At 44.8% G+C, this 26,865-nt stretch carries 22 protein-coding genes and 1 pseudogene (1 of these 23 only partly in view); 10 read left to right on the forward strand and 13 right to left on the reverse strand.

The window, feature by feature from the left end; translation table 11 throughout:
- Positions 1 to 51, reverse strand: partial view of a DMT family transporter gene (locus QFZ77_RS35710; RefSeq protein ID WP_307448103.1) — the beginning only. It extends 900 nt beyond the left edge of the window; only the first 51 of its 951 coding nucleotides appear in the window; the start codon lies at positions 49 to 51; its stop codon lies beyond the left edge, outside the window.
- Positions 52 to 200: 149 nt separating this feature from the next.
- Here QFZ77_RS35710 and QFZ77_RS35715 point away from each other — a divergent pair, with 149 nt between their 5' ends.
- On the forward strand, positions 201 to 1,541 hold the full coding sequence (locus QFZ77_RS35715) for an aminotransferase-like domain-containing protein (protein WP_307448106.1): 1,341 nt from the start codon (positions 201 to 203) through the stop codon (positions 1,539 to 1,541).
- 85 nt (positions 1,542 to 1,626) lie between these two features.
- On the opposite strand, the gene QFZ77_RS35720 is transcribed toward QFZ77_RS35715, so the two are convergent.
- On the reverse strand, positions 1,627 to 2,229 hold the full coding sequence (locus tag QFZ77_RS35720; protein ID WP_307448108.1) for a TetR/AcrR family transcriptional regulator: 603 nt from the start codon (positions 2,227 to 2,229) through the stop codon (positions 1,627 to 1,629).
- A 357-nt stretch (positions 2,230 to 2,586) separates the two neighbouring features.
- Here QFZ77_RS35720 and QFZ77_RS35725 point away from each other — a divergent pair, with 357 nt between their 5' ends.
- On the forward strand, positions 2,587 to 3,786 hold the full coding sequence (locus tag QFZ77_RS35725) for an asparaginase domain-containing protein (RefSeq protein ID WP_307448113.1): 1,200 nt from the start codon (positions 2,587 to 2,589) through the stop codon (positions 3,784 to 3,786).
- Between the two features lie 65 nt (positions 3,787 to 3,851).
- On the forward strand, positions 3,852 to 5,579 hold the full coding sequence (locus tag QFZ77_RS35730; RefSeq protein WP_307448116.1) for an asparaginase domain-containing protein: 1,728 nt from the start codon (positions 3,852 to 3,854) through the stop codon (positions 5,577 to 5,579).
- Positions 5,580 to 5,640: 61 nt separating this feature from the next.
- Here the strand turns inward: QFZ77_RS35730 and QFZ77_RS35735 are convergent, their stop codons facing one another.
- The gene (locus tag QFZ77_RS35735; protein WP_307448119.1) at positions 5,641 to 6,690 is read right to left on the reverse strand and encodes an NAD(P)/FAD-dependent oxidoreductase; all 1,050 of its coding nucleotides are present in this window, start codon (positions 6,688 to 6,690) and stop codon (positions 5,641 to 5,643) included.
- Between the two features lie 196 nt (positions 6,691 to 6,886).
- Here QFZ77_RS35735 and QFZ77_RS35740 point away from each other — a divergent pair, with 196 nt between their 5' ends.
- Genes QFZ77_RS35740 through QFZ77_RS35755 form a run of 4 tightly spaced genes read left to right on the forward strand, consistent with a single transcriptional unit; the run spans position 6,887 to position 10,617 of the window.
- Positions 6,887 to 7,732, forward strand: a complete 846-nt coding sequence (locus tag QFZ77_RS35740; RefSeq protein WP_307448121.1) for an ABC transporter ATP-binding protein — start codon at positions 6,887 to 6,889, stop codon at positions 7,730 to 7,732.
- Positions 7,683 to 8,603 (forward strand): iron-hydroxamate ABC transporter substrate-binding protein, encoded by a 921-nt coding sequence (locus QFZ77_RS35745; RefSeq protein ID WP_307448124.1) that lies wholly within the window; start codon positions 7,683 to 7,685, stop codon positions 8,601 to 8,603. The genes QFZ77_RS35740 and QFZ77_RS35745 overlap by 50 nt, the downstream gene beginning before the upstream one ends.
- The gene (locus QFZ77_RS35750) at positions 8,600 to 9,610 is read left to right on the forward strand and encodes a FecCD family ABC transporter permease (RefSeq protein ID WP_307448129.1); all 1,011 of its coding nucleotides are present in this window, start codon (positions 8,600 to 8,602) and stop codon (positions 9,608 to 9,610) included. Before QFZ77_RS35745 ends, QFZ77_RS35750 begins: the two co-directional genes overlap by 4 nt.
- On the forward strand, positions 9,607 to 10,617 hold the full coding sequence (locus QFZ77_RS35755; RefSeq protein ID WP_307448133.1) for a FecCD family ABC transporter permease: 1,011 nt from the start codon (positions 9,607 to 9,609) through the stop codon (positions 10,615 to 10,617). Before QFZ77_RS35750 ends, QFZ77_RS35755 begins: the two co-directional genes overlap by 4 nt.
- 61 nt (positions 10,618 to 10,678) lie before the next feature.
- On the opposite strand, the gene QFZ77_RS38085 is transcribed toward QFZ77_RS35755, so the two are convergent.
- From QFZ77_RS38085 to QFZ77_RS35790, 7 genes are all read right to left on the reverse strand, one after another.
- Positions 10,679 to 10,945 carry an aldo/keto reductase gene (locus QFZ77_RS38085; RefSeq protein WP_373462704.1) on the reverse strand — a complete coding sequence of 89 codons (267 nt, stop codon included), beginning with the start codon at positions 10,943 to 10,945 and terminating at the stop codon, positions 10,679 to 10,681.
- A gap of 479 nt (positions 10,946 to 11,424) precedes the next feature.
- Positions 11,425 to 12,984 (reverse strand): extracellular solute-binding protein, encoded by a 1,560-nt coding sequence (locus QFZ77_RS35765; RefSeq protein WP_307448139.1) that lies wholly within the window; start codon positions 12,982 to 12,984, stop codon positions 11,425 to 11,427.
- 77 nt (positions 12,985 to 13,061) lie between these two features.
- Positions 13,062 to 13,937 carry a carbohydrate ABC transporter permease gene (locus QFZ77_RS35770; RefSeq protein ID WP_307448142.1) on the reverse strand — a complete coding sequence of 292 codons (876 nt, stop codon included), beginning with the start codon at positions 13,935 to 13,937 and terminating at the stop codon, positions 13,062 to 13,064.
- Positions 13,938 to 13,948: 11 nt separating this feature from the next.
- Positions 13,949 to 14,914, reverse strand: coding sequence for an ABC transporter permease (locus QFZ77_RS35775; protein WP_307448144.1), 966 nt, complete (start codon positions 14,912 to 14,914; stop codon positions 13,949 to 13,951).
- A gap of 128 nt (positions 14,915 to 15,042) precedes the next feature.
- Positions 15,043 to 16,875 (reverse strand): sensor histidine kinase, encoded by a 1,833-nt coding sequence (locus QFZ77_RS35780; protein ID WP_307448148.1) that lies wholly within the window; start codon positions 16,873 to 16,875, stop codon positions 15,043 to 15,045.
- Positions 16,876 to 16,902: 27 nt separating this feature from the next.
- Complete coding sequence (locus QFZ77_RS35785) at positions 16,903 to 18,519, reverse strand: response regulator (protein ID WP_307448152.1); 1,617 nt, start codon at positions 18,517 to 18,519, stop codon at positions 16,903 to 16,905.
- 94 nt (positions 18,520 to 18,613) lie between these two features.
- Complete coding sequence (locus QFZ77_RS35790) at positions 18,614 to 19,678, reverse strand: LacI family DNA-binding transcriptional regulator (protein WP_307448155.1); 1,065 nt, start codon at positions 19,676 to 19,678, stop codon at positions 18,614 to 18,616.
- A gap of 206 nt (positions 19,679 to 19,884) precedes the next feature.
- On the opposite strand from QFZ77_RS35790, the gene QFZ77_RS35795 reads away from it, so the two are divergent.
- The gene (locus QFZ77_RS35795) at positions 19,885 to 21,291 is read left to right on the forward strand and encodes an FAD-dependent oxidoreductase (RefSeq protein WP_307448159.1); all 1,407 of its coding nucleotides are present in this window, start codon (positions 19,885 to 19,887) and stop codon (positions 21,289 to 21,291) included.
- Between the two features lie 19 nt (positions 21,292 to 21,310).
- Positions 21,311 to 21,922 (forward strand): SGNH/GDSL hydrolase family protein, encoded by a 612-nt coding sequence (locus QFZ77_RS35800; protein ID WP_307448161.1) that lies wholly within the window; start codon positions 21,311 to 21,313, stop codon positions 21,920 to 21,922.
- A gap of 431 nt (positions 21,923 to 22,353) precedes the next feature.
- Here the strand turns inward: QFZ77_RS35800 and QFZ77_RS35805 are convergent, their stop codons facing one another.
- Positions 22,354 to 22,662, reverse strand: coding sequence for a hypothetical protein (locus QFZ77_RS35805; protein ID WP_307448163.1), 309 nt, complete (start codon positions 22,660 to 22,662; stop codon positions 22,354 to 22,356).
- A gap of 145 nt (positions 22,663 to 22,807) precedes the next feature.
- Between QFZ77_RS35805 and QFZ77_RS35810 the strand changes: the two genes are divergently transcribed.
- Positions 22,808 to 23,707, forward strand: coding sequence for an SDR family oxidoreductase (locus QFZ77_RS35810; RefSeq protein ID WP_307448165.1), 900 nt, complete (start codon positions 22,808 to 22,810; stop codon positions 23,705 to 23,707).
- Positions 23,708 to 23,775: 68 nt separating this feature from the next.
- On the opposite strand, the pseudogene QFZ77_RS35815 reads toward QFZ77_RS35810, so the two are convergent.
- Together QFZ77_RS35815 and rocF are read right to left on the reverse strand one after the other, a co-directional pair.
- A pseudogene (locus tag QFZ77_RS35815) lies at positions 23,776 to 24,965 on the reverse strand (oxalate decarboxylase family bicupin).
- A gap of 962 nt (positions 24,966 to 25,927) precedes the next feature.
- The gene (rocF, locus tag QFZ77_RS35820) at positions 25,928 to 26,845 is read right to left on the reverse strand and encodes an arginase (RefSeq protein ID WP_307448167.1); all 918 of its coding nucleotides are present in this window, start codon (positions 26,843 to 26,845) and stop codon (positions 25,928 to 25,930) included.
- Positions 26,846 to 26,865: the final 20 nt, after the last annotated feature.

The following is a 26,865-nucleotide window of genomic DNA, read 5'->3' on the forward strand; positions in this document are numbered from 1 at the left end:
GTTTAGTACGGCAAATATATAGGCAAGTTTGATTCCTTTTCGGCTATTCATAATTTCCCCCACTTCCTAACGAATTTATGGTACTTTATTGGTAATGGTGCCGGCCGGCTGTTGGTTATAAGCATAGAACGAATGCTGTCGTACTACAATATATTTACGGACCAACTGTACCGGTACAATTAAGGGCGGGGGACATATATATGCATAAATATTCTCTTATTTTCAATGACATCGAACAGCGAATTGAGGATGGACAAATACGATCCGGACAAAAGCTGCCGTCAATAAGGGAGCTCTCCATCACCTATTCTTGCAATAAGAGTACGGTCATTCGTGCTTATACCGAGCTTGAGAATCGCCATCTCATTTACTCTATCCCCCAAAGCGGGTATTATGCGGTACAGAAGAGAACGGATGGCATCCATCCAACGGAACAATCTGCCTATGATTTCTCTTCGGGTGCTCCGGACCCTGAGCTGTTTCCTTATCTCGATTTTAAACATTGCATTAATAAAGCGATTGATACCTATAAGAACGAACTGTTCGTATACGGAACTCCGCAAGGACTGCCATCGTTATTAAAGGTGTTAACCAAGCATTTGGCCAACTATCAGGTGTTCACAAATCCAAGCAATATTCACGTTACATCAGGCGTTCAGCAAGCCTTATCTGTCTTGGCTTTGATGCCTTTTCCGAATGGAAAACGAGGCGTGCTGCTTGAACAACCGAGCTATTATTTGTTTATACGCCTTTTGGAACTTTATCAAATCCCTACTTTTGGCATCACAAGAACAGTCAGCGGCATCGATCTAGATGAATTAGAGCGCTTGTTCCGTACAGAAGATATTAAGTTCTTCTATACCATGCCCCGCTTCCATAATCCTCTCGGCAGTTCTTATTCGGAACAAACGAAGAAAGCAATTGCCCAACTAGCCAAACGCTATGACGTCTACATCGTGGAAGATGATTATCTGGCTGACTTGGAGAACGATACGAAATCTGACCCCATCTTCGCTTATGCTTCAACCCATGTTGTTTATTTAAAAAGTTACTCTAAGATCTTGTTTCCAGGATTACGAGTGGGCGCAGCCGTCCTCCCTACAGATCTCACGCCCACGTTCAGCAATTATAAGAAATTGTCGGATATCGACAGTTCCATGCTCTCGCAAGCAGCATTAGAAATTTATATTCAGAGTGGTATGTTTGAACGGCGCAAGCGTAAAATCAGAGATTCTTATTCCCGTAGATTGATGCATCTGAATAAATCCTTGCTTGCAAACAATAACACCGCATACCTATCTCCCACTGAGGTGATTTCGGGTGTGTACACCCATATCATCGTCCCAGCTCATCTACACATCCCAACCCTGTTGGATAGATTGCGTAAGAAGCGTGTTATTCTGCAAGACCTCGAGCCTTATTACTTACCTGCGTTTAAACCTGAGCATTTGTTAAGTCTTAGCGTAACGCAAGTATCTGAGGAGCGGATCGAAGCCGGCGTACGACTTCTTGCGGATGAGATTAAGCGGATGCTTGGGTGAAACGGAGCTCCTTCGAATTCCGAGGTCCCTATCAACTTCCTAAAAGCAAAAGCCCTTCTGATTATACTCATCAGAAGGGCTTTATTTACACATTCATCTGGTAGGAGATTCCGGAAAGAAGCAGATCCCAAACCGAAGCAAATTCCTGTTCAATCGTGTCTGTTGACCACTCTTTCGCATGTGCAGGATGATGAAAACGCGAAGTAGCGATAAAAATAGCTCTCGCAGTAACGATTGGTTCAACAGATTTGAACTCCTGGGACTTCATTCCTTCTTCGATAATCCGGGCAATCTGATCGATTAATTGATTGACATGCGTAGTTATCATTTCAACGGCATCTAATGTAACAGCCGCGTACATGGCAAACATTTCGGAATCATTGATTGCATAGGTCTTCTTCGTTTGGATCAGGGTTTCAAACCACGAGCGCAAACGCTCCGTAGCACTGCCACCAGACTGGATGGTAATAGTTTCTAAGGGTTCTAAAATGATTTTGTGCAGCCACCGCTCAGTTACTGCCTCTCTTAACGAGGCTTTACTGGCAAAGTGTCGATAAAGTGTGCCATGGCTAACTTGAAGTGCCCGAGCCACATCGACAACGGAAGTTTTATCAGGTCCATAACGTCGAAGCACCTGTTCCGCCGCGTCTAGTATGGCTTCCTTCGTTAGTGGAAGATCATTGGACATGTTGGTCCCCCTCTCTATTAGTAGTTCCATGGTACCACATCAAGTATCAAAAACAAAATGACAATATCGTTATTTTGTTTTATGTTTTATCTTTTATGGGAACCCAACCATGCTCCATATGTAATATTACCTAACATAAATATATTAATTCCCTATTATTATATTGCTTTGCCAAATCATTGGAAATAAAAAATCGCTTTAGAAAAACATAGAATAATAGAGTATAGGATAGATTATTGAATATATAACACAGTTGTTATCGCTTTCTAGGAGCTTGATAGATTTGTCAGTTTATCTAACACGATATAAGATTATTTTGTCTTACATACCAACATCATTCACGGGAGGTAATATTTTATGACATTGGATCGAAGCAAAAAAGTTTTCAAGCGTGTCCTTTTCTCTTTACTTACTATCACCATGTTGGGGAGCAGTTCTTCATTAGCTTTCGCAGCGGATGCTCCAGCTCAACCTACTAGCATTCCGATTCCTGCTCTTTCGGACTCCTTTAAGCAATCGTCACTCTCCAACGTGATTGTCATTGGAACTGGCGGCACCCTCGCCGGTAAAGCAGAAGATAGCACAAGCTTCCAGAACTATAGAGCAGGTACATATTTGATTGAAGACTTGGTGAAACAACTGCCGGGTAAACAGAAAATTGCGGATGTAACGACCTACCAATTCGGTAACAAAGGATCAGGCGGCTACACCATCGCTGATCTGTACGATCTTTCTCTTACTGTGGATCAAGCGCTTGAGGTTTATGATAGTGCCGTAGTTACAACTGGAACCGATACCATGGAAGAGATTGCCTACTTCCTTGATCTAACTGTTCGCAGTGAAAAGCCAGTCGTCGTAACCGGCGCTATGCGTCCCTGGGACGTTATTGGTACTGACGCTCCTGCCAACCTGTACAATGCTATCAAGTTGGCAGGCAGCGGCAAAACTAAATGGTTTGGCACAGTCCTAATGTTGAACGATGTTGTTCACGCAGCTAGAGAAGTGACGAAGACCAACGCACAGCGTATGGACACCTTCGAGACGCCAATGCTTGGTGCACTAGGGTACATTGACGAGAATAATATTCGTATTTACCGCGCTCCTGCCCGAGCAGTGAAAGCTGGTACAGCGGATTGGGCTACACCTTTCGACTTGAAAACGATCACGAAAGACAAATTGCCTGCCGTAGAAATCGTCTATAGCTATCAAGAAGCAGGCGGAGGAGCTATTAAAGGCCTGGTTGCAGATGGTGCCAAAGGGATTGTAACAGCTGGAACCGGCGCTGGCGGTATTTCTGCCAAAATGACGGCAGCCCGTACGGAAGCAATTAAACAAGGCGTACTCTTCGTTACAACGACGAGAACGGGTTCAGGTACGATGTATCCAGGAACTGCGGATGGCATTATTGCAGGTGACAACCTGAATGCACAGCATGCCCGTCTCATGCTTCTGCTTTCATTAGCATTCTCTAACGATCAAGCCAAGATCAAAGGTTGGTTCGCTAATTACGGTACACAAGATGTCAAAATCGATGCTCAGATTCCTGCTGCTCCTTAAGTCCTCCAAGACTACAGAAGAGATGCCAGTATCGGCCATCCACATAATAAGGAGGTAAACCATTCATGACATGGACTCAGCATAGCAAAAATAGTCGTATCAAAAGGCTGTTCACTCTTCCCCTTATCGTGTCTTTGTTAGGCACCATGTTGGCATTTGAAGGAGCGTCAACAACCGCCTTCGCGGAAGAAGCTGCTCCTAAACCTGCCAGCTTCCCGATACCAGCCCTTTCCGATACGTTTAAGCAATCATCGCTTTCGAACGTGATTGTTATTGGGACCGGCGGTACCTTAGCTGGCAAAGCTGAGGATAGCACGAGCTTTCAAAACTATAAAGCAGGCACGTATTTGATTGAAGACCTCGTCAAACAACTGCCAGGCAAGCAAAAAATCGCCGATGTGACGACCTACCAATTCGGTAATAAAGGCTCTGGCGGCTACACCATCGCGGATCTATATGATCTTTCGTTAGCTGTCGATCAAGCGCTTGAGGTATACGATAGCGCCGTTGTTACAACAGGTACGGACACTATGGAGGAAATCGCCTATTTCCTCGATCTGACAGTGAGAAGTCCTAAACCAGTGGTTGTAACTGGCGCCATGCGCCCTTGGGACGTCATCGGAACTGACGCACCTGCCAACCTGTACAACGCTATCAAGCTGGCCGGAAGCGGCAAGACCAACTGGTATGGCACTGTGATCATGCTGAACGACGTCATCCAAGCGGCCAGAGAAGTTACCAAATCGAACGCACAACGGTTGGATACATTTGCGACTCCAATACTAGGTGCACTTGGGTATATCGACGAGAGCAATATTCGTATGTATCGCTTGAATGGACGCGCCATGAAAGCTGGAAAAGCCGATTGGGCAACCCCATTCGACTTAAAGTCCATCACCAAGGATAAGCTGCCAACCGTTGAAATTGTTTATAGCTACCAAGAAGCAAGCAGCGGGGCCATTCGCGGTTTCGTCGCAGACGGTGCGAAAGGGATTGTTACTGCGGGTACAGGTGCAGGCGGTATTTCTGCCCAAATGAGCGCAGCCCGTTCAGAAGCAATTAAACAAGGTGTCGTCTTCGTTACGACGACAAGAACTGGTTCAGGCACAATGTATCCGGGAACGACGGATGGCATCTTTGCCGGTGACAGCCTGAATGCACAGCATGCCCGCCTTATGCTTCTTCTTTCACTAGCATTCTCAAGTGATTACAATACGATCAAAGGCTGGTTTGCGACATACGGAACACAGAGCATTGGCGTGGATCCGTCCGATATTGCTAAGCATTGGGCAGAGGTAACCATCGGGAAAGCGATCAAAGATGGCATCGTGTCAGGCTACCCTGACACTTCGTTTAAACCAAACAAAAATGTTACTCGCGCGGAATTTGCAGTCATGCTGATGAATGGTCTGAAGCCGGTTAGCGAAGGGGCGAAGCTAGCTTTTACCGATGAGAAAGAGATCGGTACTTGGGCTAAGAATGCCGTTGCGCAAGCTGTCAAAGCAGGCTTCATCCAAGGCTACGAAGATGGTACATTCCGACCGAATGAACCGATTACCCGCACAGAAATGGCGTCCATGATAGCAGGCGCGATGAATCTGAAAGCTGATCCTTCTGCAGCTACAGGATTTACCGATGATCAGGAGATCCCTTCATGGGGTAAAGGTGCTGTCATTGCACTTAAACAAGCAGGTGTTATTAGCGGCAACGAAAACAACCAATATGCTCCGAGTGGCTCTACGACAAGAGCAGAAGCTGTAACAGTCATTATAAACATGCTGAACAAGAAATAATAACAAGCGTTGATAAACCCCTCTTTGTATGATTTTTTCATACAGGAGGGGTTTTTAGTTTCTAGGTCATCATTCGTTTGACTAATTCTCGATTGCGCTTTTTAAAGACTTCATTATGTGAAGACACCATGGCAACCTTATTTGCATCCGGCTGGATATATTGCTTTGCTTTATTTACTGCGTTTGCAGCGTCTTGGAAAGCACCGGCTATCAAATGAAGCTTCCCATCGTGATGTAAAATATCTCCAGCCGCATAAATTCCATCTATCGAAGATTCGCTAGCCGCATTACCAGCAATGTAATAGTTATCTGCGATTGCAATCTTTACTTCACTATTTTTAAGCAGTGTTGTATCACGTTCATAACCATGATTAATAATCACTTCATCAATGGGCAAATACGATACCTCACCAGTTTCATGGTTGGTAAGTTCGACACGTTCAATGACTTCATGATTACTGCTAGCAACTAGTTTGGTTATGGACGTATGGAAGAAACAAACAACGGAGCTCTCCATGAGCTGCTTTACTTGTGCTTCGTGGCCAGTTAAAGCCTCTTTTCGATAGGTTAAATAAACGTTTTTGGCGATAGGCTCTAGTTCATTTGCCCAATCAATTGCGGAATTTCCTCCACCAGAAATGATCACCGTTTTGTTTCTAAAATGCTGCAAAGACTTCACGGTATAGTTCAAATTAGACACTTCATATCTCTCAGCGCCTTCGATCTCCAGCCTTTGCGGATTCAATATTCCCCCTCCAACAGCAACGATAACTGTTTTCGAGTAATGCTTTTGACCAGAAGCAGCTTGTAAGACAAAAATCCCCTCTTCATTACGGGTGATCGACTCTACTTTTTCATTCAGCACAACTTCAGGATGAAACGTTAATCCTTGCTCTACAAGATTTTCAATAAGCTTCGCTCCTGGAATTGGCGTGTGTCCTCCCACATCCCAAATCATTTTCTCCGGATAGATATGTATTTTTCCACCCAGTTGGGTTTGGTACTCAATAAGCTTAGTCTTCATTTCTCTAAGTCCACTATAAAAAGTTGAGTAAAGCCCTGCTGGCCCTCCTCCAATGACAGTCACATCATACAATTCCTGTTCTTCCATTTCCCGATCACTCCTCGGCTATGAAACGTAAATGATTATCATTCTCAATCAAATATACGTCTATTCTTCTTATTTGACAACTAAAAAAGTTATTGACAAATAAAATCGTTCGCTTTATTGTGTGTATTGTAATGAAATTGATAATCATTATCAGTTAATGGATAATGCCTATTTTGAAATAAATGGAGGTTATCTTATGGTTCGCCTGTATACAGATCAGCTAAACATTGGTTATGGTGAACGTTTAATTGTAAAAAATCTCAGTGTAGAGATTCCAGACAAGAAAATAACAACCATTATCGGAGCGAATGGCTGTGGAAAGTCTACCCTATTGAAAGCAGCTACGCGGATTATTTCCCATCAATCTGGTTTAATCGTTCTAGATGGCGAACATATTGCCAAAGAACATACAAAGATACTCGCTAAAAAAATGGCGATCCTTCCACAAGCGCCCGAGAGTGCAAGTGGTTTAACCGTCGGTGAGTTAGTATCCTATGGTCGCTTTCCTTATCAAACGGGCTTTGGGCGCTTATCGAAAAAGGACTATGAAGTGATCGACTGGGCGCTTGAAGTTACAGGTACCATTGACTTTAAGTTCCGTCCTGTAGATGCACTATCCGGAGGCCAACGCCAACGCGTTTGGATTGCTATGGCGCTTGCGCAAGAAACGGAGATTATCTTCCTTGACGAACCTACCACCTATTTAGATTTGGCGCATCAATTAGAGGTTCTAGAACTTCTGCAAAAACTAAATCGGGAACAGGAACGTACGATTGTCATGGTCTTGCATGATTTAAATCAAGCGGCGCGTTTTGCTGACTATATCATCGCTCTAAAAGATGGTGAAATCGTGAAAGCTGGCACTTGCGAAGAAGTGATGAACCATGACGTGCTCAAGGAAGTATTTCACATTGATGCTGAAATCGGGCGAGATCCTCGAACAAATAAACCTATGTGTGTTACCTACAATTTATTAAAGGGAGATAACCAAAATGAACAAACGGCTCATTCCGTTCCTGCTCTTCATCTCATTAGCTCTTAGTGCTTGCAGCAGCCAAACAACCCAAACCGAGAAGAACGCAGCGAAAGTTGAAAACAAACCGACAACCATTACCTACCAATCCGAAAATGGACCTGTCGAAGTTCCAGCCAATCCGCAACGCGTCGTTGTCCTTTCTTCTTTTGCAGGAAATGTAATGGCTCTAAAAGTTAATCTTGTTGGTGTCGATTCATGGTCTAAAATGAACCCGCGCTTCGAAACAACATTGAAAGCTGCGCAAGAAGTATCCGATGAAAGCTTAGAAAAATTGATTGAATTAAAACCGGATTTAATCATCGGTCTATCCAGTGTTAAAAACGTGGATAAATTGAAGCAAATTGCCCCTACAGTCACGTATACATATGGAAAGGTAGATTATTTAACCCAGCACTTAGAAATCGGCAAGCTTTTAAATAAAGAAAAAGAAGCGCAAGCTTGGATTACTGACTTTAAAAAACGGGCACAGAAAGCCGGAGAAGATATTAAAGCTAAGATAGGTGAAGACACGATTTCTGTTGTTGAGAATTTCGACAAACAGCTTTACGTCTTCGGGAATAACTGGGGGCGTGGCACCGAAATTCTTTACCAAGAAATGAAGCTAGAAATGCCTAAAAAAGTTAAAGAAATGGCTTTAAAAGCCGGTTATTACGCCTTGTCTTTGGAAGTACTTCCGGAGTATGCAGGTGACTACGTTATCTTCAGCAAGAACCCAGACACGGATAATTCATTCCAACAAACCGATACCTACAAAAACATTCCAGCTGTTAAAAACAAACAATTATTTGAAGTCAATGCGAAAGAGTTCTATTTCAATGATCCACTAACTTTAGACTATCAACTCGATTTCTTTGTTAAATGCTTAGGTAGTAAATGATTACGGAACATCAACGGTTCATCCCATTCGTTTATAAACTGATTGCTGGACTAGTAGTATTTGCGGGTATGTTTATTGTTTCCATGGCATTTGGGGCCGCAGATGTTACCGTCAAAGATGTCTGGCTCGCCCTCACTTCTCATGCTGTAGGTGATAAAATTTCGATCATCCATGAAATCCGTCTCCCCCGTGAAATTGCGGGGATTTTTGTTGGAGCCGCGCTGGCCGTTTCCGGTGCCATTATGCAAGGGATGACCAGAAACCCGCTCGCTGACCCAGGTTTACTTGGCTTGACTGCTGGGGCAAACGCGGCACTCGCTTTTACGATTGCTTTTATCCCTTCAGCCAATTATTTTGGGATTACGATTGCTTGTTTTATTGGAGCAGCCGTAGGTGCAAGCATCGTCTTCGGTATTGGCGCAGTGAAAAAGGGCGGCTTCTCCCCTCTGCGAATTGTATTAGCCGGAGCTGCTGTATCTGCGTTCCTATACGCGATCTCGGAAGGTATCGGTATTTATTTCAAAATTTCAAAAGATGTATCCATGTGGACTGCAGGAGGGTTGATCGGCACTTCATGGGGCCAACTCCAAGTCATTGCGCCATTTATTACGATCGGTATACTGATTTCCCTGTTCCTATCTAGGCAGCTTACCATTCTAAGTTTAAGTGAAGAAGTCGCTGTTGGATTAGGACAGAAGACGACACAAATCAAAACCGTTCTTTTTATCATCATCATCTTACTCGCGGGTGCTTCTGTTGCACTTGTTGGGAATATGGCGTTCATTGGTTTGATGATTCCTCATATTGTTCGCGCCATTGTTGGAACCGATTATCGTTTTATTGTGCCAATGTCGGCAATTATAGGGGCCGTATTTATGCTTTTTGCGGATACCCTTGGACGTACGATCAATTCTCCCTATGAAACACCCGTTGCGGCCATTGTGGCGATGATGGGTTTGCCCTTCTTCTTGTTCATCATACGTAAAGGAGGAAAGGCATTCTCATGATTCATCCTCCCGCTTTAATAAAAAAACAACGGCTGCTCATATATGGTTCACTTGTGCTTATTACGATGACGATCGTTCTCGGGATGGGATTGGGATACTCCTCTGTATCCTATGATAGGCTGATTCCTGCCCTTTTCGGTCAAGGCACATTCAAAGAAGAGTTCGTTTTATTTTCGATCCGACTGCCACGCATGATCATTACACTGCTAGCAGGCATGGCACTTGCCTTATCGGGTGCAATTTTACAAGGAATCACACGAAACGATCTAGCTGATCCGGGCATTATTGGTATTAATTCTGGGGCTGGTGTTGCTATTGCCGTATTCTTTTTGTTTTTTCCTATTAAGGCGGGATCGTTTATTTATCTGCTTCCACTTGTTGCTTTTATAGGTGCTTTAATTACGGCATGCTTCATCTATTTGCTTTCGTATAATAAAAAGGTAGGTCTTCAACCCGTCAGGTTGGTGCTAATTGGAGTTGGGTTTTCAATGGCGCTATCCGGAGTCATGATTGTCATTATTTCATCTGCTGAGCGGGCTAAAGTCGATTTTATCGCAAAATGGTTAGCCGGAAGTATTTGGGGTTCTGACTGGCCTTTTATTTGGGCTATTCTTCCATGGTTAGCCTTACTCATTCCATTTACCTTATACAAAGCAAATCGTTTGAATCTCCTGGGACTAGGCGAACCTGTAGCCATCGGCGTAGGTGTATCCGTTGAAAAGGAACGAATTGTCTTACTTTTAACCGCGGTTGCCTTGGCCGCTTCGGCCGTTTCGGTTACTGGAGGAATTGCCTTCATTGGACTCATGGCTCCGCATATGGCCAAAGCTTTGGTAGGACCCAGAAATCAATTATTTATTCCAGTCGCCATTCTGATGGGTGGTTGGCTGTTAGTAATGGCAGACACCATTGGACATAACGTGATTGAACCTGATGGTATTCCCGCCGGCATTATGGTCGCACTCATTGGGGCCCCGTATTTTATGTATTTATTATTGAAAAAATAAGCGAGTTTAAAAAAACTGAGCTCCATGGCATTATGGGTTCGGTTTCTTGCCGTATATTTTATTATCGCATTACGTTGTTGGATATTTCACCAATTGTATGGATTTCAGTAGTAGTAAGCTTAAATTGCATTGCTTTTACATTTTCTTGAGCATGATGAATTTTAGAAGCGCCGGGAATAACGATCTTCGGCACATCATCGGCACTCAGCACAAGCCAAAACTTGCCTACTACCCCTTGCCCATTGCTAAATTGCCAGCATCCCAGTCCGAGTGGAGAGAGCACTAAATTCGTGCTTCCCAGTTTACGGAGTAATCTTGTTTTCTCCATGACACTCACCTTTTTTTCAAATTGAACGCGGGCTATCGCTTTTGCAAAGTAATGCAATGTTGTATTTTCTACAACATTAGGCTGGCAAATCCGCGTTTTCCTGTGATTGTTGCACGAAATACAACATTTTCCCTCGAAAATAGCTCATTGTCATGAAATTAGGCTAAATTGTTGCACAACATACAACATTGATAGCTTTGTGAGAAGAAAAACTCCGGAATTGTTGTACTCCGTACAACATTAGCCCCTCACCACGATCACAAACCCAAATTCTTAGCTGGCCAAGCTATAAAAAAATTTGTTTTATGTTTTTTATGGTTGGGGTTCCTTCCTGCTGGCAGCATACCGTATGAAACGCAAAAAACCAGCAAACTCGAAAGAGAAAGTTTGCTGGTTTTTTCAACCCAAAATGTATCAAATTACAGTACTGTTTGACTGCAGCAGTCAGAATGGGATTTAGGGGATGACGAATGTTCAGCTTATTTCTTTGCAGTCGCGTACCAATCATTGACTTCTTTGACGCTTGCATCTCCGCCGGAAGTTTTGAATTTCTGTTGGAATGCTTCCAAACCACTAATGGCTTCTGCTCCGAAAATCAACTTCGTTGTGTAGTCTCCTACCATCGTATTCAACTGTTGGAAGTTTTTCGAGAACTCAGGCAAGTAAGGAGCGAAACCCAATGGATCAAGCACTCTTAAATTAGCTTCCGTCACATTCATAAACTTCCAAGCTTCAAACAAGCGTAAATCTTTACGTACACGTGCTTGCCAGTAAGTTGGATAGTTTTTGTCATCTGAGCCCATTAAGAAATTATTTGCTCTATTGCGCTCATCTGTAAAGATAGGTTGAATCGGTGTATACGTGCCATCCTTGAACGTAAAGTGCTTGTTCTCTTCACCAATAGCCATCCCTTTAAACGTATCCTTTTCAAGTTTAGCGTTCATCCATTTGATAGCATCCTCAGGATGCTTGGATGCTTTAGGAATGAAAGAAATACGGTCAAAGCCTTGGTTTGCAGATAGGCCTACTTTGCCATCCTTACCTTTTAATGCTGGAAGAAATGTCGCCTTAGCTGTAGGTATGTTTTTCGCTAATGCATCTGCAATAACAGGCACATCAGACCAGTTCATCAGAATGATTCCTGCTCTTCCGCTTGTGAATTTTTCTTTAGCGGTAGCATCTTTATTGGCGGCAAACTCTTTATCAATCAAGCCTTGTTTAAAGAGATCTTGGGCAAAATTGATATAATCTTTGTAAGCTGGGTCTAGAATTCGCGGTGTTAACTTCCCATTCACATTATTCCAGAAGTTCGGCATACCAAAAGCACCGACAATGTTATCAATGAAGGCTGAATCGCCTCTCACCGTTAACGGAATATTTTTATCTCCGTTCCCACCTGGATCCTTCTCTTTGAATGCTTTGAGAACAGCCAACAACTCATCCAACGTCGTAGGCGCTTTCAATCCTACTTTATCAAGCCAATCCTGCCGAATGTATAGGCTAGTAGAGGTGGTCGGTATACTTTTGGTAGGGATTGCGTACAATTTCCCATCCACTTTAGCGGCTTCCAGAGCTTCAGGATCTACAGCCGATTTAATGTTGGGTCCAAATTTATCGATCAGCGGCCCTAAATCTACTAGAGCGCCTTTTTTCGCATAGTCTGCATATAAGGCTTTGAATTCAGTCCCACCAAGTGAAGTAATCACATCATAAGCCTCTCCAGAGGCAATGAGAATGTTCAGCTTATCTTGAGGCTTATCTTGGGGAAGCATATCATATTTCACTTTGTAGCCCGTTTTCTCTTCTAGGAACTTAGCTACCGGATACGTGTTGTAGTCCTCTTGCTGCCAAATTTGCAACGATCTTAACTCTGCCTTCGGTCCAGCAGTTGTCGCAACTGCCGTAGTTGCCGCTGCTGTGCTAGCTGGGGATGCATTGCCGCCTGTGGCCGTGTTTTTGGATGCGCAGGCGACAAGTGACGAAACGGACAAGCATGCTGCAACAGTTATAAGCATCGCTTTGTTGTGCTTTTTGAGCATGGGTAGACCTCCCTAAGTGTATGTGTTTACTATATCATTAAACCCTGGATGCTGAAATCCAGAGCGTTAATGCACAATTACCCTTTCACAGAGCCAATGAGTACGCCTTTGACAAAATGCTTTTGCAAATAAGGATAGACGAGCAGCATCGGAATAATGGAGGCAATCACGGTTGCGGATCGAACTCCCTCCGGTGATGTATTCATCAAGTCGTCCGTACTTTTATTCAAAGCATTGGAACTGTCGGCATTCAAAACAATGTCGCGCAAGTACAACTGCAAAGGCTTAAGGCCTGCATCATTAATATAGAGCATCGGGTGAAAATAGTCGTTCCAGAAGTAGACAGCATAGAAAAGAGCAATCGTTGCGATGACAGGTACACTTAAAGGAAGTATGATGCGAAAAAGAATCGTAAAGTTACGAGCGCCATCCATTTTGGCGGATTCTTCAAGAGCCTCAGGCAATGATTCATAGTAGCTTTTGATCACAAGCATATTGAATACACTAATAAGAGCAGGCAGCATCAGCGACCATAAGCTATTAATTAAATGCAGCTGTTTCATTAGCAAATAATTTGGAATAATTCCGCCATTAAACATCATCGTGAAAATAAACAGCAGCATAATCATCGAAATGCCTGGCAGATACCTTTTGGACAATGGATAAGCCGTTATTGCAGTTACCAGAATTGCAAGCACTGTACCAACAACTGTGATGAGCAGCGAAATCCCTATCGAGTGAAGAAATTGGCTGGAGGACACCACATATTTCATTGTATCTAGCTGGAAGCCTACTGGAAAAATCCCTACTTTACCGGAAACTACCGCTGACTCATCACTAATGGCTTTGGATAAAATATTGGCCAAGGGCAGCAGTGTAGCTAAGCCGGATAATAATAAAACAAGATAAATACAGAAGTCTAATGACCAATCACTAAGCGTTTTTTTATGCATGTTTTCCACCCCTACCATATGCTTCGCTTGATTAGTTTTTTACTAAGTTCATTACCTGCTACGATTAGGATGAACCCAACGAGGGAGTTGAACAACCCGACCGCTGTACTAAAGCTATAATCTTGTTGACCGAGACCTTGCCGATAAACAAACGTACCGATAACATCGCCGGACTGATACACGACCGAATTGTACATGGTCAAAATTTGCTCCGTACCCGCTTCAAGCAAGTACCCCATGCGTAAAATTAAGATTAGAATGATCGTTGGCAAAATACCCGGCAAGGTAATGTGGAGCATTTGTCTAATACGTCCTGCTCCGTCAATGGAAGCGGCTTCATATTGTTCCTGTTCGATACCTGCAATGGCTGCGATAAAGATAATCGCGTTCCAGCCTGATTCCTTCCAACCTGCTGTAAATACCACTACACTTCGGAAGAACTGGTTGTCCAGAAAGAAGGAAATCGGCGTCCCACCGAACCACTGAATCATATTGTTCACTAGACCGCCTGATGGGGACAAGATATTAATAAACAATCCTGAAATGATCACCCATGATAAGAAATGCGGTAGAAAAATAATGGTTTGAATCGTCTTCTTGAAAAAGGCCTTCCGAACCTCATTCAAGAAAAGCGCGATGATGATCGGTATCGGAAAAAGAAGCACAATCTTGTAAACGCTGATCAACAAGGTATTCATGAAAACCTGATAAAACTCTTCGGAATGTATGAGCTTCTCAAATTGATCCAGACCCACCCATTTACTTCTGGCAAAACCATCAAAAATGTTGAAGTCTTGAAAAGCGATAATAATCCCATACATAGGCGCATATTTGAATACAAACAGAACTAACAATCCCGGCACTAATAATAGGTATAAATCAAAATTGGTTAGAATTAGCTTCCAACGGCCACTACCTTTTGTCTTGGGCTTGGCGTGAGCTTTTTTTCGTTCAAGCTCTGTTAGCGTAACACTCATGAATGGCTCACCTCCGTGTTCTTATAGGTTAATTATATAGGTGCCTTGAAACGACTTGTAGATGGTAATATTTCTGTTTCTGGTGCAATCTTATGGTATTTATGCAAACAAAAAAGCCAACCTCTTTCTTATAGAGACGGCTTATCAGATGAATATTTAGTTGTCATTCGAACCGTAACGGTTGTCCCCTCTCCGAGTGTAGAGTGAAGCTCCAGTCCATAGGCGTCTCCTGCGAACAGCTTGATCCTTTCATTCACATTGAACAAACCATACGAGCTTCCGGAACCGTCTGATTTCATGGTGGGACGCGGCTTTGTCAGCAGACTTTGCACAAGCTCTGGCTCCATGCCGATACCGTCATCCGTGACGGATATGATCAGAACCCCCTCTTCCTGTCTCGCCTTGATCAAAATAGATCCTGTTTTGCCCTTTGATTTTCTTATCCCGTGCAGAAGGGCATTTTCCACAATTGGTTGGAGTGTGAGCTTAGGCATTTCAATATCATCCATGCCATCTTCGATGTCAAAATGAACCTCAAAACTCTTTGGAAATCGGGTTTGCTGAATCTCCAAGTAAACCTTGGCTAAATTAAGCTCATCGGTCACACTGACCAAATCTCTGCCCTTATTTAAGCTCAGCCTGAAATATTTGGCCAACCCATCGATCATCTGGCTAATATCGTGAGCGTTGTGTCCAATAGCAATCCAATTGATCGTATCCAAGGTATTGTATAAGAAATGAGGGTTAACCTGTGCTTGCAAAGCTCGAAGCTGTGCTTCACGCTCCTGCACCTTCGATGTATACGTCTCTTCCATTAAATCTCGGACCCTATGGATCAGATGATCGACGCTCTTTTCTAGCAAGTTAAAGTCGCCTTCCGACGTTCCGCTCTGCTCATCCAGTCCCTCCATGCCTTCTCGTTTAATGGCTCTTATCACCATCTGTACGCGACGATTCATTCCCCGAACGATAAAAGCAATCAGAATAAAAACAAGGATGAGGAACAGTATCGTTACCCCTGATAAAGTCGCCGCACTGGAAAATTGATTCAACGAGGCAGCACGGGAGCTAATGCCATTCTTAGGCACTTCCGCAACCAGCTTCCAACCTGTGGAGCCAATCGTCGTATAGACGACATATTGTTGGATGTTATCCTCTGTGATGGCAGATACGCCTTCATTCTTTTGTTCTATAGCGCTAAGCACGGCACTAGATTTCAGCTTCGTCCCGAGCAAGGATTTGTCGTTGTGCAAGACGACCGTGCCACCCGGTGCAACCATGAATACATTTTGCTCTTTGTTCAACTCGATATTGGATAGGATACTTTCTATGGTTTTAGAAGCGACTTCAATAGATAAAACTCCTGACAAATGATCGTAATTATCCGGATCCCGCAGTACTCTAATACCCGAGAAAATATAGCGGGCGCTCTGTACATCGTCTAGAAAGTTTTCCAAGTAAGCTCCCGTCCACACGAGATTGCCATTGGCGTTCAATACATCTGTGTACCAAGGACGGTTTTTGATGCTTTCCCACGGAAAGAAATTCACCCTTTCATGGGAAAAAAGCTTGGAGTCGTTGACATACAATCGAACACGGAACACAATCGGATTCGTTTTGGCATTATCAACCAAAATACGCAGTTCCTTCATGGCGTCGAGTTGATCGCTATCCGATGTTGAGGTGCTTAAATACTGATGCAGCTTAGGATTCATGAGAATCGTATTCGAAATATCTCGGGCGGAATCGAATTGGTGATTCAAATTGATTTCAGCCTGCTTCAACGTCTGAAGCATCGTTCGCGTTACTTCTTCTTCCAAAATGCGGGAGTACCTCTGCGAGTATGCATACAGTAATATGGAAGCTGGAATCAGGATCAACACAATGTAAGCGACCAGCCATACCCTTGCTGCAATAACGCCCTTGAAGATCATCGATACGTAATTCCAACCTCTACTCATGAGATGCTTCATTCCCCTCTACCGTCTTTACATGAAATGATCACGAAATGAGCTCGGCGTATGTCCAGTTTGTTTCTTAAATATTTTGCTAAAATAGCTAGGATCCGAGTAGCCAACGGCATAGCAGACCTCATAAAATTTGTTGGCTGGATCTTTCAAGAGCTCCTTGGCTTTGTCCACCCGAACTTTCGTCATATATTCGTTGATGGTTTCGCCTGTCTCCTGTTTGAATAGCAGGCAAAGATAGGTGGTAGATAAGAATACTTCCTTCGCAATATCCCCCACCTGCAGGTTTTCCGCGAATCGTTTATCGATTAAGGAACGAATACGTTCAATGACATTTTTGGCTTTGCCGCTGCGCTTTTCACCGATTCGCTCACACACCTCGATGAGATGGGATTCCACAAGCCGTCTTAAATCGCCTAACGTTTCTTGTTGAAAAACCCTAACCAGAAGCTCGTTCTCCTTCTCCTCCAACCCCTGCTTGTGAACATTCAGCTCCAGCAAGATTCGGCTTGCAAGCAGCAGAAGCTGCAAGCTTAAGTTGCGCCCATACGGCATGCCTTCTGCACGATTGCGGGAAAGAGCGCTATAAATAACATTTAGTTCTTCCTGCACCTTGCCAGTTTCCGCAGCTTTCAAAGAAGAGATCAATCTCTCATTCTGCGCTGGATCAAAGCGGTACATGCTGTCCTTACCCTGTTCCAAATTATCCATGGAGATAACCTGATTCTTACCGAGATACCATCTTTGATCAGCGGCTTCTCTTGCTTGCGAATACGACTGCGGCAAGCTGGCAAGCCTCGATATTCGTTCGCCCACGCCGATGGTCACACTAATTTTCAAATAGTTGTAGAGACTTTCGCGGACTTCCTCGGCTAATGTAAACAAAAGACTTTCCTGATCTTCCTGCTCCACCAGCCGAAGAATGCCAACGAACTCGCCTATTTGATTTTCAAAAACATATCCACCAATCTCTTTCTCAATAAGCTCTTGCACGATATTAAGTACAGAGTAGGATAACAGCTGCTGATCCCTCTCGGATCGGTTCTGTGCAACCTCAGACGCATTGTCTATGCGAATCGCAATCACCCAGTATGTCGCCTCAAACGGAAGCTCAAGCCCGAGGAATAGGGTACGATCCTGTATACGTGCAGGAAAAGTGATCCCTTCCCTAATTAATGACATGAGGAATTTCTCCCGCAGCAAGGGCATGCTTTGAATGAGCTTGACCTGCATGTCCTCAATCAGTTTTCGTTCCTGCTTTTCCGTCTGTAAGGTACGAACCAAGCGTTCAACCACCACGCTCAGCTCCCCCAAATTGACGGGCTTAAACATATAATCGACCGCTTTGACTTGAAGCGCAGATTTCAAATATTCGGCATCATCATGGCCGCTCACAAAAACAATTTTGATATGAGGAAATCGCTCACTAAGTATATTCGACATCTGAATGCCATCCATATTGGGCATACGCACATCCGTTAACACTAAATCCGGCTTCAATCGCTCAATAACCTCTAACGCAACGTCACCGTCATCCGCATCACCCACAACTTCAATCCCATAAGCATTCCAGTCAAAATAGGTACTTAGCCCAAAACGAACTGTCGGCTCGTCGTCCACAATGACTAATTTATACATCTCGTGTCGGCCTCCCTTTAGCTGCAGATCTACTTATTATATCTTGCAAAAAAGCCAAGGACATATGAGAATCTTATGATTTCTGGTTTTATATTTATATGAATTCAGAAAAAACACGGTCATTTGCAGGCGCTGAAGTTGTACTCCCAACAAAAAAATCACCTTGAATGCGAATGTGTTCAAACGGCAGCGTAGGATTGGCAATTCGCCACAGCATCCGGTCGGCAGCGCGATAACCAGTCTCTCGGATCGAAAGAAGCGGTCGGGTGAACGATGGCAGAGATTCGGATTGCTCATTCAGAAACCCAACCAAGGACACATCCTCAGGCACTCGCCACTGAAGCTCGTTGCACAACTCATATACGATCGGAACTTCATGATCAATTCCGCAGATGATAGCGCTTGGCTTAAAGTGATCCATTTGCTGCAGCAGCTCTTCACGCCACTGCGCTTGGTTGGTCCGTTCACCGATGGAATGCATAGAAGGGTCGATTTCGACACCGAGCATATTCATCGCGTGACAGAAGGCTTGCCAGCGCAAAATAAAGCCACGCTGCAAATGGATATCTCCCACGTACATCATTCGCTCATGCCCAAGGCTTCGCAGATAGGTTACCGCTTGAAACGCAGCTTCGTAAACATCCCAGATCACGCTGTCTATTTTCACTCCTGGAGGAGGAAAGCTGAGCAATATTCGTGGCAGCTGAAGCCCAAACAGAGCGGGCTCCCACGCCTTAGGCACAATGCTTGGAGCGATGAAAATGCCGTCCGCATAGGCCATTCCGCTCTCTTCGATCCAATCGTTCATATGCTCCTTCTTGATCTTTTGCGGTAACATGAGAAGCTCGATTCGATGGCCGAAGGAAAAGAAACGATCTTGAAGTCCTTGAAGCAATAGGCGATTATAGGCCACGGATTCTGCGGTCTGTACCAAAAGGAAGCGCTTCCGCTCATTGGGATAAGGAGCAATGTGATCGAGCCTAAGGCTGCGAATCTGATCCATTGTATAATAGCCCAGCTTCTCGGCCGTGTGGACAATAAGTTGTCTGGTAGCTTCCGACATGCCAGATTTTCCTTTTAGCGCTTTAGACACGGTCTGAACAGTCAACCCAAGCTCATTGGCAATCGTTTTTAGTGTAACTTGCTTGCGGGTAGGCATATAGGGATGCACCTCAATATTAAGTAATCAGGATTTGATATTCGTTCAGTTATCATATCACGTCCTCTTTTTTGATTAAACTAAAATTAAACTAGTTCCTCCATATCAGGAATCTATAATGAAAGAAATGACACTCAACACTGAGCTTTAGCAAATGATTACAAATCCAGTTTTGCTGAAGCAAAACTCTTAGGAGGAACATCAACATGACGAAGTTGAACATTCAAACCGTAACGATCCCCACGCAGAACTTACCTGTTAGCTATACCCCAGACGTGGTTGTCGTTGGAGGCGGCGCATCAGGCATTGCAGCAGCTATTGCGGCAGCCCGCAATGGCGCTAATACGTTATTAATTGAACAAAGAGGCTACTTGGGCGGGATGGGGACAGCTGCTCTGGTTCCTGCCTTCTGCCCTTATACCGATGGGGAGAAGCCCGTCATTCGAGGAATTGGGCTTGATCTGCTCGAGAAGATGAAGCATGCTGCTGGGGATGACTTTATGAGACGTTACAAGGAACAGTTGGACTGGGTTCCCATCGATGTGGAAACGCTTAAGCGCGTATATGACGCAGAAGTACAGTCTAGTGGGGCAAAGTTATTGTTCCATACGGTAGCGGATCAGGTGCTGCTGGATGGTGATCGGATAACCGGACTAGTCATAAGCAATAAATCCGGACGATCCGTCGTCCAAGCCAAATTGTACATCGATGCTTCGGGCGATGCGGATCTCGCTGCGCTGGCAGGCGTTCCTTTTCAAGTTGGAGGAGATCATGGGGAGCTTCAACCTGGTACTATGTGCTATGTGGTTACCGGTGCGGATAAAGCACGCTTTGAGCAGTTCCTTCAAGATACAGGCGAACATAAACAGCTGGAAAGCATCGTTGTTAAAGCGCAGCTAAACGGCGACCTTCCGGAGGGACGTAAGCGAATATCGGGCATGGCCTGGATTTCCGATTCCGTTGTTGGCTTTAATTTCGGTCATATCTTCGACATTGACGGCACGAAAGCGGAGGATTTGACCCGTGCCGCAATCGAGGGCCGGAAGCTAACCGACACGCAGATCCGGTTTTTACGCAAATATGTGCCGGGCTTTGAGTATATCTTCCTCGTTCACTCCGGCGACCAGATCGGTATCCGTGAAACACGCCGAATCCAGGGTGACTATACGCTCGTTGTCGAGGACTTCTTGTCGATGCGGACATTCGAAGACGATATCGCACGCAATTCTTACTTTATCGATATCCATTTGGCAAACGCCAACAGCACGATGACAATCAAGCATCTGCCAAAAGGCAAATCCCATGGCGTACCTTATCGCTGCATGCTTCCGCAAGGCAAATCGAATCTAATTGTAGCCGGACGTTCCGTCTCGTCCGATCGCCCTGTGCAAGGTTCGCTTCGCGTCATGCCAAACTGCTTTGCCATGGGAGAAGCAGCAGGTGTCGCTGCAGCCATGGCAAGCTTCGCCGGCCTAGGTTTCCGCGAGGTTCCGATCTTAGAACTGCAGAACAAACTGATTGAGCAAGGGGCATGGCTTGGTGAACGGCCGGGTAAAGCCGACGTGGATCAAACCGTTGCCGTAGGTGCCGTTACATTTGATGAAGAATGTTAATGTAGGGAGTGTTCATGACATGCAAAGTAAGTGGGTAGGAAAAACCTGGGGAACACTCGGTGACAGTATTACGGAAGCAGGCGGATATCAGCCTCTCATTCAGTCTGCTCTAGGCTTTTCGAGCGTCATCAATTATGGGAAAAGCGGCTGTTCGATGACTGCCGGAGGCGACCGCGATTACGGAGCCACGACGCATGTGGGCAAAACGATAGATGCTTCCTTGGATTGCGTCACCGTCTTCGCGGGAGTGAATGATTTTCGCTTGGATAAACCTATTGGCGGCATCGGTTCGACCGATATTTATACGTTTTATGGAGCCTATACGACCCTCATCGAAGATATTTTGGCGAAAAATCCACACTGCCGCCTAAGCTTGTGGACACCGCTGCAGAGGGATAAAGATGGTTATGACATCTTCTATGTCAATGCTGTCGGGCACCGCTTATACGATTATGTCGAAGCTATTAAACAAATTGGTCGTCTGTACGCGCTCCCTGTCCTTAATCTGTATGAACAAAGCGGGCTCAATAAGCTGACGCTGCCCCTTTTTACTTCAGATGGCTTGCATCCGAACGAGTCAGGGCATCGACGCATTGCGGATATGGCGATACCTTTTTTATTAAGTTTGTGAAGGAAGCCGTTCCTAGGTATATTTTGAACTGTGACCCCATTCTTAGACACTTCAAAACGCTCAGACGGTTTCCTGCCCTTTTGGTAAGCTTTAACCACAGCTAACTTGAATGCTGGTTGATAGAGAAGTCTATTCTTTCATTGTGCCTCCTACATTGGTAACCACTGTAGTCCATCTACCCTCACGAAAGCTAAATGACTCTAAAATCGAATTCAGCATGCACGTACTTTTATACTTTTTAACCGGATTGGCCAAGTGGCTCAAGCTTACACCGGGCCATGTTTGACGGAACCAAATGCTTCACCATCGCCTTGCTCTCCTTCTGCTGGAAGGGAGCTGGCATGCAAAAAGACACCTATACGGTGTCTTTTTGTCTATTCTTTCTATTCTTTCTATTCGTTAATACCCGCTAAAGCCCCACGCTTATGGGTTCATAAATTCGCATAAGCTAAAAAGCCCAGCAAGGGTACGATCCAGAGCAGCGGGATACAGTTCCAGATCAGCGCAGCCTTATACCTCCGGCGGGAAAAAAGAATCCATCCCGTAATTAGCGCGGCCAGAAGTCCTAGCGGGTAAATGACAATATAAGAAAAAAAAAGCCAAGTCGTCACATCATTTACCGCATCAGGATGGTCGAACATCATGACCGACATTCCGGCGACAAACAGCCATACTATTACAAACAAGACGTACACGATTTGTGACACGATCAATGTCCAAAGCGTTTTTTTGCGATTCATCCGTTTTACCCCTTTATGTTGGTATTTGTTACCTTACCTATATTTCGACATCATTTTCAATCAGTCCTACTAGAAGTGAAGCAATTAGAACCATATGTGACCTGGGTGAATATCATGCTGTTGTAAAAACGATTGGAGGATGGCTATGTACCCGAAATATCCTTATTACAGCTATGAAACAAAGTGCGAAAATAAACCCGTTACCTTTCCGCCGCAGCATCAGGACATACAACCGGGTTTGGAGTACTTAATGGTTCCAACGCCAATATCAGACAATCCGCAATATGTTGGGAGTGGGAAATTACAAGGTAAGGTCGCAATTATTACGGGGGGCGACAGCGGAATCGGGAGAGCCGTGGCCATCGGCTTTGCCAAAGAGGGCGCAGATGTGGTCATTCCTTACCTTTACGAGCATGAAGACGCCAAAGCAACAGTGGAAATGGTATCACGCTATGGCCAACGCTGCCTTCCGATTGCCGGGGACTTAAGAGATGAAGAGTTCTCCAATGAAATCGTGCGAAAGACGCTGGAATATTTCGGGAGAATCGATGTTCTGGTGTTGAATCAAGGCGTTCAGTTTCCCCAAGAGAGCATCCTGAATATCAGTACCCAGCAGCTCGAGGATACGTTCCGTACGAATATTTTCCCGCATTTCTTTATGACCAAAGCCGCGCTTCCCTATTTGCAGTCAGGAAGCTCGATTATCAGCACGGCATCTGTGACAGCATACGCGGGGGCCCCCCTCCTTGTAGATTACTCATCAACCAAAGGCGCAATTGTATCGTTCACCCGTTCGCTTTCGCTTCAGCTAGTGAAACAAGGGATCCGGGTGAATGCGGTGGCTCCGGGTCCGATCTGGACCCCATTGATCGTTTCCAGCTACTCCGCCGAATACGTAAAAACATTCGGCACTGAGACACCGATGCGGCGTGCCGGTCAACCGTTCGAGCTTGCTCCGACATACATTTACTTGGCATCGGACGATTCCTCGTTTGTTACCGGACAAGTGCTGCATGTGAACGGTGGTGTTATGACTGAGACTTGAAAATGACAGCAAGGCATGCTCCTATGCAGTATGCCTTTTTCGCAAATATCGCCCTATTCCGTCCATCATTATTTAGGGTAGTAGGAAAACCCTGGATATTTGACGACCGGCCATTCCTCTTTGCGCAGCGCATCCAATAATTCGGATCCAATATGCAAATTGTCTCTCACTAAGTTACGAGGGGTAAGAGCCATCCATTGATTCAACGACACATCAACAAATCGGTCACTCTTGAACATTTCCAAAAACCATAACGTTTGATTACCAGTATTCTGAATATAGTGCCCGGTAGCGAATGGTACATAGCCGACATCACCAGCTCTATAATCAAATGTTCGGGCTGTGCCATTACCCGCAAATACCGTCATGCGTCCCTGTCCGGTAAGGTAATACTGCCACTCGTCGTTATTCGGATGCCAATGTAGTTCTCTCATTGCACCCGGTTCAATCTCAACAAGCGCCGCTGCGATATTTTTAGATATAGGAAAATTAGAAGAGTCCACGATTCGTACGCTGCCGCCAGGTGTTTTGATTGGTGTTTGTGCTAGTAGCTGATGCTTGAAGCTCAAGGGGATGGTTCCGTAAGGGGACTGTACCCTCTCACTTTCAATCGGTCCAGGAACCATGTCTTGATAGATATAAACCTGCCCGGAGGGAATGTTGTCAAAGACATTCATAGGTACTCCAAAATTGGCCGATAATACATCTTTTGGCGTGTGTGCAAACCAATCGGAGATCGACTAAGTATTAAGATCAGAAAAGTTACCGTCATCGAAGACGAGCAGGAATTCGCAGTGTTCCAACCCCTGAATGGAATGTGGCAGCCCCGGGGGAAAGTACCACAGGTCGCCAGGGCCTACGTCGGCAATGAAATTTCGTCCCTCTGAGTCAATTGACGTAATTCGTGCTCGACCTAATATCATATAGGACCATTCTGCTTGTTGATGCCAATGCAATTCCCGGACACCACCTGGCGCCAAGCTCATGTTTACACCTGAAAGCGTGGTCGCAATGGGTAGTTCCCTGACCGTGATTCCCGTGACCACCCTCCGTGATTTAACTTCATAGAAGTGTCAGAGAATGAAAATATCATGTTAGGGAGCAAGCCAGAATCCGTTACAGGCGGAACCAGCATGTCAGGGTTTTCAATATCCCTCATAACATCCCGGGGACCGGTATCCATCCCTCCCGCTCCGTCACTTCGGAGGGGCTGTGGTACATTTCCGTACATCCCTTGATTCCGTCTCGGAATTTCCATTTCATTGACTCCTCTCATGGATCGCGTTCTATGCATACTCATTCTAAAAGATATATGATAGTGAATCTGTGTAAATGACTTTCGTACCTCTAACAAAACCTTGCATAGATGAACAAAAAATAAGGACCTGCTGTGGCAGGCCCTGTCTTTATTTTTAGATAGAACTGAATTTATATGATCTATCAACCGCAGTGTTAGAAGCTGTTTACACACTTTACTTGATCAACATCCGATCTGCTTCGCCCCCTTACCCCAGCTGAGTTGGCGGATCACCTTAAACTCACCACGAGATATGCGCGAACGCTCCTTCGTAATCTAGTAGACAAGCAGATGCTGGTTGTCATAAGTGGTCAGGAGCGAGTTCGGACATATAAGCTGCTAATCTAGGCTGGTCGGGAAATAAGCGGTTTCGAGCAAAATAAGGTATCTACGTTCCGCGAACATAATGGTAGTGTCGATTAGAACAGAGTCGAGGCTGGGACATAAGTAACTACCTCACAGCTGTTCATTGATTAGTATTCTTGAAGCTGCGGGGCTCCATTAAGTCATTAGTATGGCCATTAACTGCATTTGCTCCGTTCCTTCTATCATATTAATCGTCCTGCTGCTCCCTTTATCACGTTTGATTGTCGGAACCGCCTTGGGTCCTACGGCCGCTATCGTGTCAAAAAGCCTGCAGCAGCTGCCGAATTGCTCCATCTAAGTCCAGCACAATATTCCAACAAAAAAAGGCTTACGCCGTCTTTGTGGAGAGTGTTTGTAAAGGTTGTTGCACAGAAAGCTACACCCAAGTGACATAATGCTAAAACATTTGCTTGCAAGGTAGCAACGGCAATAATTTGACATTCCCAAAAAAACTGTGGGTTTCAGCATTCTTTACTACCCACTGTTTACACAAGAAAATAGGCGTGCACCCGATAGAGTGAACGCCTGAATTATAATTTCGTTACAAGATTGTTCGGTTACAAGATTCTCTTACCGAGAAGCGAGGCGATCAATCCAACTGCAAGCCGTGCCGTTCGTCTGCTTTCATCGAGGGTCGGATTCAATTCGACAACATCCATGGACGTAATGAGACCCGATATCGCTAGCAGCTCGAAGGCAAAATGAGCTTCCCGGTAAGTTAGTCCACCGGGAACTGACATACTGACCCCAGGGGCCTCCAAAGGATCTAGGCTGTCAATATCAAAACTAAGATGGATACCATCCGTTCCGTTACCGGCGATTTGCAGCGCTTTTTCCATGACCTTCTCGATACCCATACGGTCGATTTCATGCATGGTAAAGCACGTAATACCTTCAGATAGAACTAAATCCCTCTCACTTTGCTCTACATCTCGAACTCCAACAATAACGACATTCTCTCTTTTAATCAAAGCATTTGTCCCCGGAATATCGGTTATCTTGAATTTGGATTTGCCAAGTGCCGCCGCTAGCGTCATCCTGTTCATATTTCCCGTTGGACTAGTATCCTCGGTATTCAAACCGATATGAGCATCGAAGTAAATAACGCCTAAGTTTGTAAAACGTGTTGTCATCCCTGCAAGTGTCCCGATGGTTACGCTATGATCTCCACCCAGCACAAGTGGGAATGTCCCTTGAAGAGCCGCTTGTGACACATGCTCCGCCACCAGCCTACTCATCTCCATGACTTCAGGGAAATGCTTTACTACCGCATCCTTTGCTTTGTTTGGAGGAAGTACGGCAATTTCCGGATACTTTACCGTATGCACAGCCGCTATTTCATACTCTGTTTTACGGATTTGCCGCAATAAGCCCGCCTGTTCTAGGCTATCAGGACCAAGTTCAGTTCCAGTTCGTCCGGACCCAAGCCCAAAAGGCACTTGAATTATAGTTAATTGTTTATCGTTCCCCATCATAAGCACCCTCTTATCGCTTT

This window comes from Paenibacillus sp. V4I3, from assembly GCF_030817215.1.
In the GTDB taxonomy this organism is placed as follows: domain Bacteria; phylum Bacillota; class Bacilli; order Paenibacillales; family NBRC-103111; genus Paenibacillus_E.

What these genes read in the sequence shown, in the direction of transcription:
- QFZ77_RS35715 (WP_307448106.1), top strand. Translation starts at nt 201, where the DNA reads ATGCATAAATATTCTCTTATTTTCAATGACATCGAACAGCGAATTGAG.
- QFZ77_RS35720 (WP_307448108.1), bottom strand. Translation starts at nt 2,229, where the DNA reads ATGTCCAATGATCTTCCACTAACGAAGGAAGCCATACTAGACGCGGCG.
- QFZ77_RS35725 (WP_307448113.1), top strand. Translation starts at nt 2,587, where the DNA reads ATGACATTGGATCGAAGCAAAAAAGTTTTCAAGCGTGTCCTTTTCTCT.
- QFZ77_RS35730 (WP_307448116.1), top strand. Translation starts at nt 3,852, where the DNA reads ATGACATGGACTCAGCATAGCAAAAATAGTCGTATCAAAAGGCTGTTC.
- QFZ77_RS35735 (WP_307448119.1), bottom strand. Translation starts at nt 6,690, where the DNA reads ATGGAAGAACAGGAATTGTATGATGTGACTGTCATTGGAGGAGGGCCA.
- QFZ77_RS35740 (WP_307448121.1), top strand. Translation starts at nt 6,887, where the DNA reads ATGGTTCGCCTGTATACAGATCAGCTAAACATTGGTTATGGTGAACGT.
- QFZ77_RS35745 (WP_307448124.1), top strand. Translation starts at nt 7,683, where the DNA reads ATGAACAAACGGCTCATTCCGTTCCTGCTCTTCATCTCATTAGCTCTT.
- QFZ77_RS35750 (WP_307448129.1), top strand. Translation starts at nt 8,600, where the DNA reads ATGATTACGGAACATCAACGGTTCATCCCATTCGTTTATAAACTGATT.
- QFZ77_RS35755 (WP_307448133.1), top strand. Translation starts at nt 9,607, where the DNA reads ATGATTCATCCTCCCGCTTTAATAAAAAAACAACGGCTGCTCATATAT.
- QFZ77_RS38085 (WP_373462704.1), bottom strand. Translation starts at nt 10,945, where the DNA reads ATGGAGAAAACAAGATTACTCCGTAAACTGGGAAGCACGAATTTAGTG.
- QFZ77_RS35765 (WP_307448139.1), bottom strand. Translation starts at nt 12,984, where the DNA reads ATGCTCAAAAAGCACAACAAAGCGATGCTTATAACTGTTGCAGCATGC.
- QFZ77_RS35770 (WP_307448142.1), bottom strand. Translation starts at nt 13,937, where the DNA reads ATGCATAAAAAAACGCTTAGTGATTGGTCATTAGACTTCTGTATTTAT.
- QFZ77_RS35775 (WP_307448144.1), bottom strand. Translation starts at nt 14,914, where the DNA reads ATGAGTGTTACGCTAACAGAGCTTGAACGAAAAAAAGCTCACGCCAAG.
- QFZ77_RS35780 (WP_307448148.1), bottom strand. Translation starts at nt 16,875, where the DNA reads ATGAGTAGAGGTTGGAATTACGTATCGATGATCTTCAAGGGCGTTATT.
- QFZ77_RS35785 (WP_307448152.1), bottom strand. Translation starts at nt 18,519, where the DNA reads ATGTATAAATTAGTCATTGTGGACGACGAGCCGACAGTTCGTTTTGGG.
- QFZ77_RS35790 (WP_307448155.1), bottom strand. Translation starts at nt 19,678, where the DNA reads ATGCCTACCCGCAAGCAAGTTACACTAAAAACGATTGCCAATGAGCTT.
- QFZ77_RS35795 (WP_307448159.1), top strand. Translation starts at nt 19,885, where the DNA reads ATGACGAAGTTGAACATTCAAACCGTAACGATCCCCACGCAGAACTTA.
- QFZ77_RS35800 (WP_307448161.1), top strand. Translation starts at nt 21,311, where the DNA reads ATGCAAAGTAAGTGGGTAGGAAAAACCTGGGGAACACTCGGTGACAGT.
- QFZ77_RS35805 (WP_307448163.1), bottom strand. Translation starts at nt 22,662, where the DNA reads ATGAATCGCAAAAAAACGCTTTGGACATTGATCGTGTCACAAATCGTG.
- QFZ77_RS35810 (WP_307448165.1), top strand. Translation starts at nt 22,808, where the DNA reads ATGTACCCGAAATATCCTTATTACAGCTATGAAACAAAGTGCGAAAAT.
- rocF (WP_307448167.1), bottom strand. Translation starts at nt 26,845, where the DNA reads ATGATGGGGAACGATAAACAATTAACTATAATTCAAGTGCCTTTTGGG.